Annotated in this window: 11 protein-coding genes and 1 CRISPR repeat array (1 of these 12 only partly in view); of the genes, 7 read left to right on the forward strand and 4 right to left on the reverse strand. The window is 66.9% G+C overall.

Going from position 1 to position 13,326, the window contains the following annotated elements; all coding sequences use genetic code 11:
- Positions 1-130 precede the first annotated feature (130 nt).
- The 3 genes from C7H85_RS09590 to C7H85_RS09600 all read left to right on the forward strand — a co-directional run bounded on the left by C7H85_RS09590 (position 131) and on the right by C7H85_RS09600 (position 6,899).
- Positions 131-1,864 carry an ABC transporter ATP-binding protein gene (locus C7H85_RS09590; protein ID WP_106729490.1) on the forward strand — a complete coding sequence of 578 codons (1,734 nt, stop codon included), beginning with the start codon at positions 131-133 and terminating at the stop codon, positions 1,862-1,864.
- Positions 1,854-3,629 carry an ABC transporter ATP-binding protein gene (locus C7H85_RS09595; RefSeq protein WP_106729491.1) on the forward strand — a complete coding sequence of 592 codons (1,776 nt, stop codon included), beginning with the start codon at positions 1,854-1,856 and terminating at the stop codon, positions 3,627-3,629. The genes C7H85_RS09590 and C7H85_RS09595 overlap by 11 nt, the downstream gene beginning before the upstream one ends.
- Positions 3,630-3,767: 138 nt before the next feature.
- Entirely contained in the window at positions 3,768-6,899 is a 3,132-nt protein-coding gene (locus C7H85_RS09600; RefSeq protein ID WP_106729492.1) for a transglycosylase domain-containing protein, read from the forward strand.
- Between the two features lie 33 nt (positions 6,900-6,932).
- Here the strand turns inward: C7H85_RS09600 and C7H85_RS09605 are convergent, their stop codons facing one another.
- Positions 6,933-8,009 carry a metal-dependent hydrolase gene (locus C7H85_RS09605; RefSeq protein WP_106729493.1) on the reverse strand — a complete coding sequence of 359 codons (1,077 nt, stop codon included), beginning with the start codon at positions 8,007-8,009 and terminating at the stop codon, positions 6,933-6,935.
- Between the two features lie 104 nt (positions 8,010-8,113).
- Between C7H85_RS09605 and cobT the strand changes: the two genes are divergently transcribed.
- Genes cobT through C7H85_RS09620 form a run of 3 tightly spaced genes read left to right on the forward strand, consistent with a single transcriptional unit; the run spans position 8,114 to position 10,518 of the window.
- Positions 8,114-9,157 (forward strand): nicotinate-nucleotide--dimethylbenzimidazole phosphoribosyltransferase, encoded by a 1,044-nt coding sequence (gene cobT, locus C7H85_RS09610; protein WP_106729494.1) that lies wholly within the window; start codon positions 8,114-8,116, stop codon positions 9,155-9,157.
- Between the two features lie 3 nt (positions 9,158-9,160).
- Complete coding sequence (gene cobS, locus C7H85_RS09615) at positions 9,161-9,943, forward strand: adenosylcobinamide-GDP ribazoletransferase (RefSeq protein WP_106729495.1); 783 nt, start codon at positions 9,161-9,163, stop codon at positions 9,941-9,943.
- Positions 9,940-10,518 carry a histidine phosphatase family protein gene (locus C7H85_RS09620; RefSeq protein WP_106729496.1) on the forward strand — a complete coding sequence of 193 codons (579 nt, stop codon included), beginning with the start codon at positions 9,940-9,942 and terminating at the stop codon, positions 10,516-10,518. The genes cobS and C7H85_RS09620 overlap by 4 nt, the downstream gene beginning before the upstream one ends.
- Here the strand turns inward: C7H85_RS09620 and C7H85_RS09625 are convergent.
- The 3 genes from C7H85_RS09625 to C7H85_RS09635 all read right to left on the reverse strand — a co-directional run bounded on the left by C7H85_RS09625 (position 10,466) and on the right by C7H85_RS09635 (position 11,542).
- Complete coding sequence (locus C7H85_RS09625; RefSeq protein WP_245879631.1) at positions 10,466-10,864, reverse strand: septal ring lytic transglycosylase RlpA family protein; 399 nt, start codon at positions 10,862-10,864, stop codon at positions 10,466-10,468. The genes C7H85_RS09620 and C7H85_RS09625 overlap by 53 nt on opposite strands.
- A 16-nt stretch (positions 10,865-10,880) precedes the next feature.
- Positions 10,881-11,198: a DUF4144 family protein gene (locus C7H85_RS09630; protein WP_106729498.1), complete on the reverse strand. Its 318-nt coding sequence runs from the start codon at positions 11,196-11,198 to the stop codon at positions 10,881-10,883.
- Between the two features lie 95 nt (positions 11,199-11,293).
- Positions 11,294-11,542, reverse strand: coding sequence for a hypothetical protein (locus tag C7H85_RS09635; protein ID WP_106729499.1), 249 nt, complete (start codon positions 11,540-11,542; stop codon positions 11,294-11,296).
- A gap of 226 nt (positions 11,543-11,768) precedes the next feature.
- Between C7H85_RS09635 and C7H85_RS09640 the strand changes: the two genes are divergently transcribed.
- Positions 11,769-12,695 (forward strand): sugar ABC transporter substrate-binding protein, encoded by a 927-nt coding sequence (locus C7H85_RS09640; protein ID WP_106729500.1) that lies wholly within the window; start codon positions 11,769-11,771, stop codon positions 12,693-12,695.
- 146 nt (positions 12,696-12,841) lie between these two features.
- Positions 12,842-13,326: a CRISPR direct-repeat array (repeat unit 32 nt; unit sequence GTTTCAATCCACGCGCCCGCGTGGGGCGCGAC) (it continues 10,221 nt past the right edge of the window).

Genomic DNA, 13,326 nt, shown 5'->3' on the forward strand with positions numbered 1-13,326 from the left:
GGAGGCAATCCCTGTTGCCTCTTTCAAGCCTCGACGCCGTCTGATGGTGATGCCAGCAGACGACACTAGCGCTCAGATGCGCGGAGGTGACCGGGCCCCGATATCGGGAAAAGAAGAACAGGAAACGACCATGAAACTTTTCGGACAACTGGCCTGGTTTTTCAAGGCCCACTGGCGCACCTACAGCCTGGCGCTGCTGATGCTGGCGACGGTGGCGGTGATGAACATGAGCATCCCCTACCTCATCGGCCAGGCGGTGGACGAGCTGGTGGCGGCCGACAGCGGCGAGGCCGACGGCCGGCTGCTGGGGCTGATCCTGCTGCTGGGCATCGCCGTCTATGTGCTGCGCTTCGGCTGGCGCTGGATCCTGTTCGGCACCTCCTACCGGCTGGGCAACCTGCTGCGCCGCCGCTTCTTCGAGCTGCTGACCCGCCAGGGCCAGGCCTTCTACAGCCGCTACAATACCGGCGATCTGATGGCCCGCGCCACCAACGACATCGACGCCATCGAGGTCGCCGCCGGGGAAGGGGTACTGTCCGGTTTCGACGGCCTGCTGACCCTGCTGCTGGTGCTGATCATCCTGTTCGGGGTGATCGACTGGCGGCTGGCGCTGGTGGCGCTGCTGCCCTTTCCGCTGATGGGGCTGGCCTTCTACCGCATCTCCAACCGCATTCACCATCATTTCAGGGCCGCGCTGGAGCAGTTTTCGGTGCTCAACGACAAGGCCCAGGAGGCCATTGCCGGGGTACGGTTGGTCAAGTCCATGGGCCGGGAAGAGATCGAAAGCCGCCAGTTCGGCGCCATCGCCAAATCCGCCGCCGAGCGCAACTACCGGGTGGCCCGGGCCGAGGCGCTGTACGAGCCGGTGGTGTTCCTGTCCATGTCCGCCGCCCTGCTGCTGACCCTGGGCTTCGGCGCCTGGCTTATCTGGCACCAGCAGCTGAGCATCGGCCAGCTCACCAGCTTCACCCTTTATTTGTCCCAGCTGATCTGGCCGATGTTCGCCTTCGGCTGGCTGCTGAACATCGTCGAGCGCGGCAGCGCGGCCCTGTCCCGGGTGGACGCCCTACTGGCGGTGCCCGACAGCGTGCCCGACCAGGGCCGGGCCGTGCCGGCGGACGCCCATATCCGGGTGAACGAGCTGAGCTTCAGCTATCCGGATACCCGGGAGCCGGCCCTGCACCGGCTCAGCCTGGCGCTGGCCCCCGGCGAGGTGCTGGGCCTGGCCGGCCCCACCGGCTCCGGCAAGAGCACCCTGCTGCAACTGCTGATGCGCTACTGGGAAACCGAGCCGGGGCGCATCACCCTGGGCGGCGTTCCCCTCGAGCAGTGCCGGCTGGCCGAGCTGCGCCGCCAGTTCGCCTATGTGCCCCAGGACGCCTTTCTGTTCAGTGCCGGCATCGCCGACAATATCGCCCTCAGCCGGCCGCAGGCGAGCCGGGAGGAAGTCATGGACGCGGCCCGCCAGGCCTGCGTGCACGACGACATCCTCGCCCTGCCCCAGGGCTACGACACCCCCGTGGGCGAGCGGGGCATGACCCTCTCCGGCGGCCAGCGCCAGCGGCTGGCCATCGCCCGCGCCCTGCTCAGCCAGGCACCGGTGCTGGTGCTGGACGACGCCCTGTCGGCGGTGGACGTGCACACCGAGCAACAAATACTGCGCCAGCTGCGCGCCCGCCGTGGCCAGAGCTGCATCATCGTCAGCCACCGGCTGTCGGCGCTGGAGCACGCCCACCAGATCCTGGTGCTGCACCACGGCCGGCGGCAGCAGGCCGGCCGCCACGATGAACTGATCACCCGGGACGGCTGGTACAGCCGGATGTGGACTTATCAACAACTGGAGGCGGTGCTGGATGACGCCTGATCACGCCCCCGTGCAGGGCCGGGGCACCTTCGGCCTGCTGCTCGATTACGTTTATAGGGACAAGCGCCTGCTGGTAAAGGCATTGTTGCTGTTGCTGCTGGCCACCGCCGCCGACGTGGCCGGCCCGCTGCTGGCCAAGGTGTTCATCGACGACTACCTGCTGGCGGACCGGCTGGCGCCCTGGCCGGTGGCCGGGCTGGCGGCGACCTACGTGCTGGCCCAGGTGGCCGCCGCCTGGCTGCGCTACCAGCAGACCCTGCGCTTTACCGACATGGCGCTGGCGGCGGTGCTGGATATCCGCCAGAAGGTGTTCGCCCATGTGCAGCAGCTGCCGATGGCCTTCTTCGACCGGGCCATGACCGGCCGCTTGGTGAGCCGGGTGACCAACGACACCGAGGCGATCAAGGATCTCTATGTGCAGTTCCTGTCGGTGGTGCTGACCAACGTGGTGCTGCTGGTGGGCATCGTCATCGCCATGGCGCTGCTCGACGTCCAGCTGATGCTGGTGGCGCTGCTGCTGATCCCCACCGTGGTCGGGGTGATCTACCTGTACCAGAAGCTGAGCGGCCGGGCGGTGGCCGACAGCCGCCAGCTGCGCTCCGAGATCAACAGCGACATCAGCGAGTCCATCGCCGGCATGGCGGTGCTGCAGGCCTGCGGCCGCCAGCAGGCCGCGACCGAGCGCTTCGAACGGCTCAACCTGCGCTATTACGCCGCCCGTATGCGCACCATCAAGATCGGCGCCGCCCTGCTGCGCCCGGCCATCGATTTGCTGAGCGTGCTGGTGCTGCTCGGCATCCTTCAGGTGTTCGGCTGGCAGGTGGTCAACGGCGTGGCGGAAGTGGGCGTGCTCTACGCCTTCCTCAACTTCATGGGCCGCTTTACCGAGCCGCTGGCCGAGATCACCCAGCGCTTCAACCTCTACCAGCAGGCCATGGTCGCCGGCGACCGGGTGTATCAGCTGATGCACCAGCCGGTGCAGCACTACGGCCGGGAGCTCGGCCAGATCCCCCGGGGCGCGGTGCACTTCGAGCGGGTCGATTTCGCCTACCGGCCCGACAAGCCGGTGTTCAGGGGGCTCGATCTCGCTATTCCCGCCGGGGCCTTTTACGGCGTGGTGGGCCACACCGGCAGCGGCAAGAGCACCCTGCTCAACCTGCTGCTCAGCTTCTACCCGCCGGGCGGAGGCGAGATCCGCCTCGACGACCGGCCGCTCGCCGACTACAGCAAGGACGCCCTGCGCCAGGGCATCGGCCTGATCCCCCAGGAGCCCTTCATCCTCGCCGGCAGTATCCACGACAACATCGACATGGGCCGGGGGCTGCCCCGGGAGCAGATAGCGCGGGCCGCGGCCCAGGCCCACCTGCTGGGGGTGATAGACGGCCTGGAGCAGGGCTTCGACACCCGCCTGGGCGAGCGCGGCACCCGGCTGTCCACCGGCCAGCGCCAGCAGCTGGTGATCGCCCGGGCGCTGGCCGCCTCGCCCCGGATACTGCTGCTGGACGAAGCCACCGCCAACGTGGACAGCGAAACCGAACAGGTGGTGCAGCAGGCGCTGAAGGCCCTGCACGGCAAGGTGACCATGGTGGTGGTGGCGCACCGGCTGTCCACCATCAGCGGCGCCGATCGCATCCTGGTGCTGAACCACGGCGAACTGGTGGAAGCCGGCAGCCACCGTGAGCTGATGGCGCTGCCCGAGGGGCGTTACCGGGCCATGTACCGGCTGCAGCAGCAGGCCCGGCAGGTGGCGCTGGCCGAGCTGTGACCGAATGGGGAGCCGATTGCGTCAATCGGCGGCGCACCGGTAAATAATTTTTCGGGCCGCCGCCCCTCCGGGGCCGCCGCCAAGCTACGCTTTCTATATAAGAAGCCCTACACCTACAGTGGCGCTGAGGGGACCTGTATGGGAGCAATACAGCACACCGAGCATCCTCAATTGAGCCTCCAGGAACAGGAGTCGACGTCGATGCCCTTACCCAAGCCTGTCCGGCGCCGATCCCGCTGGCGCCTGCTGTTGTGGTTGTTGTTCCTGCTGCTGCTGACGGCCTCCGGCGTGCTGATCGCCTTCGAGATGCGCACCTCCTGGCTGCAGTCCCGGGAGATTTCCCGTTACGCCGAGACCCTCACCTTTTCCCTGGAATCCGGCGCCAGCGCCGCGGTGCGCTACCCCAGCCACGGCCCCTTCGATCAGCGCCTGGGCTATACCCGCCTGCCCGAGCTGCTGGGCCGGCTGCAGCAGAGCCATTTCATGATCGAGCAGCAGGCGCAGTTTTCCCCCGCCCTGCTCGAATACACCGGCCGCGGCTTTTTCACCCCCTACCCGGAAAAGACCCAGGCCGGCCTGTTTATCGGCGATTGCCGGGCCGAGCCGGTCTACGACTACCACTATCCGCAGCGGCACTATGAGAGCTTTGCCGGCATACCGCCGCTGGTGCTTAGCACCCTGCTGTTTATCGAAAACCGGGAGCTGCTCAATACCGAACAGCCACTGGCCAACCCGGCGGTGGACTGGCCCCGTTTCGCCAAGGCCGCCATGTCGCAGCTGGGCAAGGTGCTGGACGTGCAGGAGGACTCGGCCGGCGGCAGCACCCTGGCGACCCAGATAGAAAAATACCGCCACTCGCCCGGCGGCCTGACCCACTCCGCCGCCGAAAAGCTGCGCCAGATGATCTCCGCCAGCGTGCGTGCCTACCGGCACGGCCCGGAAACCCTGGAGGCCCGCAAGGCCGTGGCCCTCTCCTACCTCAACTCGGTGCCCCTGGCCGCCGCCCCCGGCCACGGCGAGGTGCACGGCCTGGGCGACGGCCTGTGGATCTGGTTCGGCGCCGAGCTGGAGCGGGTCAACCAGTTGCTGGACCCGACCCAGAACAAGGACACGCCCCTGGCCGAGCAGGGGCAGGCCCTGCGCCAGGTGATGGCGCTGATGATCGCCCAGCGCCGCCCCTCCTACTACCTGTTTCGCGGCCGGGAGGATCTCGCCGCGCTCAGCGACAGCTACCTGCGGCTGCAGGCCCAGGCGGGCATCATCAGCCCTGCCCTGCGCGACGCGGCCCTGGCACAGCGGCTCGAGTTCCGCAACTTCCGCGAGGACCCGGCCACTCAGTTCATCGAAAGCAACAAGACCCTGCAGGTCACCCGCGGCCGGCTCGCCAGCCTGCTCGGCGTGTCGTTCTACGAGCTGGACCGGCTGGACTTTTCCGCCACCACCACCCTCAATGCCGAGCTGCAGCAACAGGTGAGCGACTATCTGCACCGGCTGGCGGATCCGGAGTTCGCCCGGGAAGTGGGGCTGTACGGCGAGCGGCTGCTGTCACCGGAGAAAACCGCCGAGGTGCGCTACAGCTTCACCCTGTTCGAGCGGGGCGGCGACAGCTTCGACGTGCGGGTACAGACCGACAACACCAACCAGCCGTTCGACATCAACGAAGGCAGCAAGCTGGAACTGGGCTCCACCGCCAAGCTCAGGGTGCTGGCCACCTACCTGGAGGTGGTCGCCGAGCTGCACCGGCGCTACGCGGGCGAATCCCAGGAGGCCCTGCGCCGGCTCACCCCCGACCGACTCGACTTCCTCAGCCGCTGGGCCATCGACTACCTGATCCGCAACACCGACCGCACCCTGCCCACCATGCTGGCCGCCGCCCTGGAGCGGCGCTATTCCGCCAGCCCCGGCGAGCGCTTCTTCACCGGCGGCGGCATGCACACCTTCAGCAACTTCCGCAAGGAAGACAACGGCCGCAACCCCACCCTGATCGAGGCCCTGCGCGAGTCCATCAACCTGCCCTTCGTCCGCCTGCTGCGGGACCTGGTGCGCTACAGCATCTACCAGAGTGAAAACCGCACCCAACTGCTGGAAGACGACAAGGATCCCCGCCGCCAGGAATACCTGAGCCGTTTCGCGGACCGGGAAGGACAGGTATTTTTGCTGCGCTTCTGGCGCAAGTACCAGGGCAAGACCCCCGAAGAGCGGCTGGACACCTTTTTCGATGGCTTGCGCGCCACCCCGACGCGGCTGGCGGCGGTGCACCGCTACCTGATGCCCGCAGCCAGCCTGGAGGAGTTCACCGCCTTCCTGCAGGACCGACTGCCCCACGAGCGGCTGACCGAAAAACGCCTGGGCGAGCTCTACCACGGCTACGGCCCCGGCGCCTACAACCTGCCGGATCAGGGCTACATCGCCCGGGTGCATCCGCTCGAGTTGTGGTTGCTCGGCTACCTGCAGCAACAGCCGCAGGCCGGCTTTACCGATGCCGCCGCCGCCAGCCGGGAAGAACGCCAGGAAGTATACGGCTGGCTGTTCAAGACCCGCCATCGCAGCGCCCGCGACAGCCGGCTGCGCATCATGCTGGAGGTGGAGGCCTTCTCCGACATCCACCAGCGCTGGCAGCGGCTGGGCTTTCCCTTCGATCACCTGGTGCCGTCGCTGGCCACCGCCATCGGCAGTTCGGGCGACAAGCCCGCCGCCCTGGCGGAGCTGGTCGGCATTATCCTCAACGACGGGGTGCGCCTGCCCACGGTGCGCATCGACAGCCTGCATTTCGCCGCCGCCACCCCCTACGAAACACGCCTGGCCCGCAACCCCAACCAGGCCCAGCGGGTGATGGCCAGGGAAGTGGCGGCGGCCCTGCGCGACGCCCTGTCACAGGTGGTAGACGGCGGTACCGCCCGCCGGCTGCAGGGCAGCTTCAGCCTGGCGGACGGCACCCCGCTGGTGCTGGGCGGCAAGACCGGCACCGGCGACAACCGCATCGAAACCGTGACCCGCTACGGCCAGGTGATCAAATCCCAGGCCCGCAACCGTACCGCCACCTTCGTGTTCTTCCTGGGCGACAACCACTTCGGCACCCTCACCGCCTACGTGCCGGGCCAGGAGTCGGACCAGTTCCGCTTTACCTCCGCCCTGCCGGTCCAGGTGCTGAAGGGCATGGAGCCGATACTGCGCCCCTACCTGCAACCCGGTGCCCAGAGCCGCTGCCGGCAGCAGCTGGCCGGAGCGCCGGATCCGGCACCGGCCGCGGAGCCGCAACCGGAAGTCTGATGCCCACCGGCCGCCAAAGCCCGGCGGCCGGCTTTACCCCGCTCCTTCCGCCGGATTGACCGGCGCCACCAGCAGATGGTTGCCCGGTGCGGCCAGCGGCTCGCCCAGGGCCCGGCGCCACAGCCAGCCCAGCCCCAGCTGTACATCCAGCCGCTCGCTGAACTGCCGGGGTCGTTCCAGCGCCACCGGCGCCGGCTCGCCGCCGGTGGCAGCGGCCGGACGGCGTTCGGCCACCACGAAATTGAAGCTGTAGCCCGGTTCCTGGCCCATGCGCAGATCGGTGATCGAGATCTCGCCGCCGCGCTCGCTCATCTTGAAAAAGCCCCGGCTGAACCAGGCGATGCGGGCCACGTACCAGTTGTCCTGCAGCTGCCGGTACAGCTCCTCTCCCCGCTCATAACGGGTAAAGACCGGCGCCCGCTCGCCGTCGAGCAGGGAATAGAAGCCCTCCAGGTACCCCGAGGGGGTGATCACCAGGATGCGCCACAGCAGGGTGTTGAAGGCCGTGGGGGTGACCAGGCGCCGCTCGACCTGGACACCCTGCTCGGCCAGGCTCTGGTCCACCCGGTGCGACACCTGCCACTGGGCCACCAGGGTCCAGCCCAGGTAGAGGGTGCTCAGCCACAGGCCGAGCCGGTTCCAGCCCAGACCCTTCGCCCCGCGCCGGAGCAGGGCACCGGCCAGCCCCGCCAGCAGCGGCAAAGTGTAGAGCGGATCGATGATGAAGATGCTGCCGAAGCCGAAGGGAAAGTCGGTAAAGGGCAGGCCCAGCTGGGTGCCGTAGACCGTCATGTTGTCCAGCAGCACATGGGTGATCAGCACCAGCCACAGGGTCAGGGTCCAGCGGCCCCGCCAGGGCGCCTGCCCCGGCAGCCGGCTCAGCAGCCAGGCGAACACCGGCGACAGCAGCGTCAGGTAAAACAGCGAATGGCTCCAGCCCCGGTGAAAGGTCATGTTGCTGACCGGATCGCCGTAATCGATAAACACGTCCAGATCCGGCAGGGTGCCGAACACCGCCCCGGCCAGCACCGCCTTGCCCGTGCCGGCGCGCCGCCCCATCACGGCCACGCCCACCGCCGCCCCCAGCGCCAATTGAGAAATAGAATCCATCGGTCGTCCACACTCGCTGATTGAAATAGGGCCCGCAAAGCGGATCCCGGTTCCCCGCCACTTCTGCTAGCATATGAGTCCAGTTTTTCCGGATCCGAACTCCCATGCCTCATCCGTTCATAGTGCCCGCAATTCCCGTGCCGGCCAACCCCGCCCTGCGGCTCGCCCTGCAGCAGGCCATCGACAACAAGACCAAGCCCAGGGGCGCCCTGGGGCGGCTGGAATTCCTGGCCCTGCAACTGGGCCTGATCCAGGACAGCCCGACACCCCGCCTGGTGGCGCCGCAAATCCGGGTGTTCGCCGCCGATCACGGCCTGAACCGGCACGGGGTGTCGGCCTACCCCAGCGTGGTTACCGCCCAGATGGTGCACAACTTCCTGCAGGGCGGCGCGGCCATCAACGTGTTCGCCCGCCAGCACCAGTTGGCGCTAAAGGTGGTGGACGCGGGCGTGGATGCGGACTTTGCCCCCCACCCGGATCTGCTCGACTGCAAGATCCGGCGCGGCACCCGGGACACCCTGCACCAGGCCGCCATGACCGACGCCGAATGCCACGCCGCCCTCCGCCGGGGCATGGAGCTGGCCCGGGACATGGCCGGCAACCTGCTGATCGTCGGCGAGATGGGCATCGGCAACACCTCGGCCGCCAGCCTGCTGCTGGCCCGGCTGGGCGACTTGCCCATCGAAGACTGCACCGGCCGCGGCACCGGGCTGGACGACCCGGCCCTGGCCCGCAAGCGCCGGGTGCTGGCGCAGGTGCTGGCCCGCCATGCCGGGGCGCAATCGCCCTTCGACGCCCTCGCCGCCCTGGGCGGGCTGGAAATCGCCATGATGGCGGGGGCGCTGATCATGGCCGCCAGCCAGCGCCGCGTCCTGCTGATGGACGGCTTTATCGCCGGAGTCGCGCTGCTGGTGGCCGAGCGCCTGGCCCCCGGGGTGCGCCGGTTCGCGGTATTTGCCCACCGCTCCGCCGAGCCCGGCCACGGCCACCTGCTGCGCCTGCTGGAGGCCGAGCCGCTGCTGGCCCTGGACCTGCGCCTGGGCGAAGGCAGCGGCGCTGCCCTGGCCTACCCGCTGCTGCAGTCGGCCTGCGCCTTTCTCGACGAGATGGCCAGCTTCGCCGACGCCGGCATCGGCGCGCGGGGCTAAGCCATGCTGTACCACGAACTGCGCCTGCTGCTGGTGGCCATCCAGTTTCTGACCCGGCTGCCGGTGCCGGCCCTGACGCACTACCAGCCGGACTGGCTGCACCAGAGCAGCCGCTACTTTCCGGCAGTGGGGCTGCTGGTGGGGGGACTGTGCGCCGCCCTGTACTGGCTCGCCAGCCTGTGGTTCACCCCGCTGGTGGCGGCGGTGGTCAGCACCGCCTTCGGCATCCGGCTCACCGGCGCCTTTCATGAAGACGGCCTGGCCGATACCTGCGACGGCCTGGGCGGCGGGCTCACCCGGGAAAGCGCGCTGACCATCATGAAAGACTCGCGCCTGGGCACCTTCGGCACCCTGGGGCTGGTGCTGGCGCTGCTGCTGAAAGTGAGCCTGCTGGCGAGCATGCCGGCCGGGCTGGCGGTGGCGGCGCTGATCATCGGCCACGGCGGCTCGCGGCTGGCCTGTATCAGCCTGATTGCCCTGCTGCCCTACGGCGGCGACCTCGACCACGCCAAGGCCAAGCCCATGGCCCAGCAACTGACCCCGGGCCAGGGCCTGATCGGCGCCCTGTGGCTGCTGCTGCCGCTGCTGCTGGCCTGCTACTGGCTGCCGCAGTTCTCGCCGCTGCAGTGGCTGCTGCCGCTGGGCCTGGGGCTGCTGGTGACCGACCATATGCGCCGCCTGCTGAAACGCCGGCTCGGCGGTTATACCGGCGACGGCCTCGGCGCCACCCAGCAACTGTGCGAGCTGGCCTGCTACGCGGGCATCGCCGCCCAGCTGCCGCTGTGACGCTCTATATCTGGCGCCATCCCCGCCCCCTCGGCGCCGCCGGCCTGTGCCTGGGGCGCACCGATCTGGGGGTGGATCCGCGCAAGCTGCGCCGGCTGGCCAATCGCATCCAGCGCTTCGCCCGGCGCCACCGGCTGCCCCGGGAGATCCGGGTCAGCCCGCTGCAACGTTCGCTGGGAGTTGGCAGGATACTGGCCAGGCGCGGCTGGCACTGCCGGGTGGACTCCGGCCTGGTGGAGGTCGATTTTGGCGGCTGGGACGGGCGCCCCTGGCGGCAGATAGCGAAACGGGACATCGACGCCTGGTGCGCCGACTTTGCCGGTTATGCCCCCGGCGACGGAGAGAGCCTGACGGCGCTGTTCGCCCGGGTGGCCGGCTGGCTGCACGCCCTGCCGGCGACGCCGGTGCTGGCGGTGGGCCACGCGGGCTGGATAGGCGCCGCCCGCCTGCTGAGCGGCGGCGGCGGAGTGCCCGCCCGGGCCCGGGACTGGCCGGCCCCGGTCCGCTACCTGCAACTGAGCCTTATTCCAGCAGCTCCAGCCGCACCGGCACCACCCCATCGCGGATCATGTTGAGCTGCCGCGCCGCCTGCTCGGACAGGTCGATGATCCGCCCCCTGGCATAGGGGCCGCGGTCGTTGATGCGCACCACCACCGACTGCCGGTTGCGCAGGTTCACCACCCGCACCCGGCTGCCGAACGGCAGGGTCTTGTGGGCGGCGGTAAGGGCGTTCTTGTCGAACCGCTCGCCGCTGGCGGTTTTGCGGCCATGATGGCGGCTGCCATAGAACGACGCCTTGCCCTCGGCACTGTAACCGGACGAGGCCGGCGACGTGGCCGGCCCGGGATCGCTGGAGCAGGCCTGCACCAGCAGCAGCACCGGCAACCACCACAGCCAGCGCGCGTATTGTTGTGTTATCACCACTACCTCACTTTTTTTACTGTTGCTCCAGCCAGGCGACCAGGGCCACCGCCTCGGCCGGGGTGCGCACCACCAGCTTGCCGATGCAGCAAATGCCCAACCGGGCGGCATAGGCCCTGAGCCCGTCATTCAGCTCGGGCAGCGATAGTAACCGCTGCTGCCGCCGCCAGTACAGGGTGCCGCCGGCCGCCTGCGACAAAAGGTGTACCCGCCCCCGGCTGTCGATCAGCCGGTCGTGCTGATGCGGATGCTGCTCCGGCAAGTCCTGCGCCCCCGCCAGCCAGGCAAAGCCGTGGCCATCGGCAAACTCGATAATGGCCGGCCACTCGATCATCCCCTGCTCCTCTTCATGCCCGCGCTCCGGGCCAGGCAACGAAAAAAGCCCCGCGGGCCAACACGCCGGCGGGGCTTTCACTTAATCCAGTGATCTTAAATACCCAGTATTTGCTCTGCCTCGGCCAGCAAACGCATAGACTCCGCATGCTCACCCGCGTTGTGCTTGGCTTCACCTTCGGCGCGCAGTTCGGCCACTTTCGCCGCATCCTCCGCCGACAGCATGGGATTTTCCGCAAGCTTGGCGTCTATCGCTGCCATATGAGCGGGACAGCTGCTTGCCAGTGCCGCACCGCTCGCCAGGGCCAACACCCCGGCCAACAGGGCAGAAACAACTTTACGCATATCTCCTCCTCAGCCATGACTTACATATTGAGCGTAGCTCACTATGCTCCGAATCGCTAAAGCGGGGAAAAAACAAGAGCCGCATCAAAAAAACGACCGTTGTTGTTGCAATCTGGTTGCAGCAGAGCAAGTGATTCATTAATTTCATAAACATTTAAAATGAAAATAAAATTTCAAAAATAACGTCCACTATCCGAATGTAAACAAACCAAGGAAAGGAATCATTATGCGGCTCAAAAAAGTCATACTGGCGTCGGCCCTGGCCTCAACCCTGCCTTTTTCCTCCATGGCCGAAGAGCTCAAGCTCGGGGTCTCGGTGGCCTACTTCAACCATAACTACCTGACCCTGGTGCGCCAGGCCATGCAGCAGCAAATACAGGAGATGGACGGGGTCAGCGCCCACTTTGAGGACGCCAAGGGCGACGTGGCCCAACAGGTGCAGCACATCGAAAACTTTGTCGACCAGGGCGTGGACGCCATCATCACCATTCCGGTCGATACCCAGGCCGTACAGCCGCTGGTGAAACGGGCGCAGGAAGCCGGCATTCCGCTGGTATTTGTGGTTAACAAGCCGGAAAGCGAGCTACCCGCCAACACGGCCTTCGTGGGCTCCGATTCCAGACTGGCCGGCCTGATGCAAATGGAATACATCGCCGAAAAAATGGGAGGCGAAGGCAATATCGTGATATTGCTCGGCGTGCTTTCCAACGAGGCCACCCGCGAGAGAACCAAAGGGGTGGAAGAAGTGGTGGCCAAATATCCCGGCATTCGCATTCTCGACAAACAGACCGGTAATTTTTACCGCAACGAAGGCGTGGACATTACCTCCAACTGGCTGCTCTCCGGCCTGGACATCGACGCCGTGGTATCCAACAACGATGAAATGGCCATTGGCGCCATCATGGCCCTGCAACAATCCGGCAAAAAAGACGTGATCGTCGGCGGCATCGACGCCACCCCCGATGCCCTGGCCTTTATGGACAAGGGGCTGCTCGATGTGACCGTGTTCCAGGACGCCGCCGGCCAGGGCCGTGAGTCGGTAACCACCGCGGTCAAACTGGCCCGGGGAGAAAGCGTGGAGCAAAGCATCATGATCCCCTACCAGCTCATCACCCCTGAAAATGTCGAAACACTGGAATTGGGGAAACAGTAAGCCGCCCGATTGTCGAGTATATCCTTGCAGCTGCTAAGAGAGCTGAAGTCTCACTTAGAGGAAGCAGGTGACTGGTTAAGCCAGGCTTCGATAACCATGACGGTTTATCCCCGCGCCTGCGGGGGGCGGCATATGCGCAAAAAAATGTTTCAATCCACGCGCCCGCGTGGGGCGCGACGTTGGATTTTGTCTGGCCTTGCAAGACTTGGAGCAGTTTCAATCCACGCGCCCGCGTGGGGCGCGACCCGCCGGGATTTCTATCTCAACCCCACTACCAACGTTTCAATCCACGCGCCCGCGTGGGGCGCGACTTGCGTTCCACCCGCACGTGTACCACAACCTCAAGTTTCAATCCACGCGCCCGCGTGGGGCGCGACCACCATCACCGGCGCCATCATCGCCCGCTACAACGTTTCAATCCACGCGCCCGCGTGGGGCGCGACAAAATCACATGCTGACTGCCGCCGAAAGCATCCAGTTTCAATCCACGCGCCCGCGTGGGGCGCGACGCAGTGCGGCATCGAGCGCGTCGCCTGGCTCAAGTTTCAATCCACGCGCCCGCGTGGGGCGCGACACAACGCGCTCACTGCAAAGTGGGGGTTCTGATGTTTCAATCCACGCGCCCGCGTGG

It is taken from the genome of Zobellella endophytica (assembly GCF_003012775.1).
Taxonomy (GTDB): domain Bacteria; phylum Pseudomonadota; class Gammaproteobacteria; order Enterobacterales; family Aeromonadaceae; genus Oceanimonas; species Oceanimonas endophytica.

What these genes read in the sequence shown, in the direction of transcription:
- C7H85_RS09630 (WP_106729498.1), bottom strand. Translation starts at nt 11,198, where the DNA reads ATGATCGAGTGGCCGGCCATTATCGAGTTTGCCGATGGCCACGGCTTT.
- C7H85_RS09590 (WP_106729490.1), top strand. Translation starts at nt 131, where the DNA reads ATGAAACTTTTCGGACAACTGGCCTGGTTTTTCAAGGCCCACTGGCGC.
- C7H85_RS09595 (WP_106729491.1), top strand. Translation starts at nt 1,854, where the DNA reads ATGACGCCTGATCACGCCCCCGTGCAGGGCCGGGGCACCTTCGGCCTG.
- C7H85_RS09600 (WP_106729492.1), top strand. Translation starts at nt 3,768, where the DNA reads ATGGGAGCAATACAGCACACCGAGCATCCTCAATTGAGCCTCCAGGAA.
- cobT (WP_106729494.1), top strand. Translation starts at nt 8,114, where the DNA reads ATGCCTCATCCGTTCATAGTGCCCGCAATTCCCGTGCCGGCCAACCCC.
- cobS (WP_106729495.1), top strand. Translation starts at nt 9,161, where the DNA reads ATGCTGTACCACGAACTGCGCCTGCTGCTGGTGGCCATCCAGTTTCTG.
- C7H85_RS09640 (WP_106729500.1), top strand. Translation starts at nt 11,769, where the DNA reads ATGCGGCTCAAAAAAGTCATACTGGCGTCGGCCCTGGCCTCAACCCTG.
- C7H85_RS09605 (WP_106729493.1), bottom strand. Translation starts at nt 8,009, where the DNA reads ATGGATTCTATTTCTCAATTGGCGCTGGGGGCGGCGGTGGGCGTGGCC.
- C7H85_RS09635 (WP_106729499.1), bottom strand. Translation starts at nt 11,542, where the DNA reads ATGCGTAAAGTTGTTTCTGCCCTGTTGGCCGGGGTGTTGGCCCTGGCG.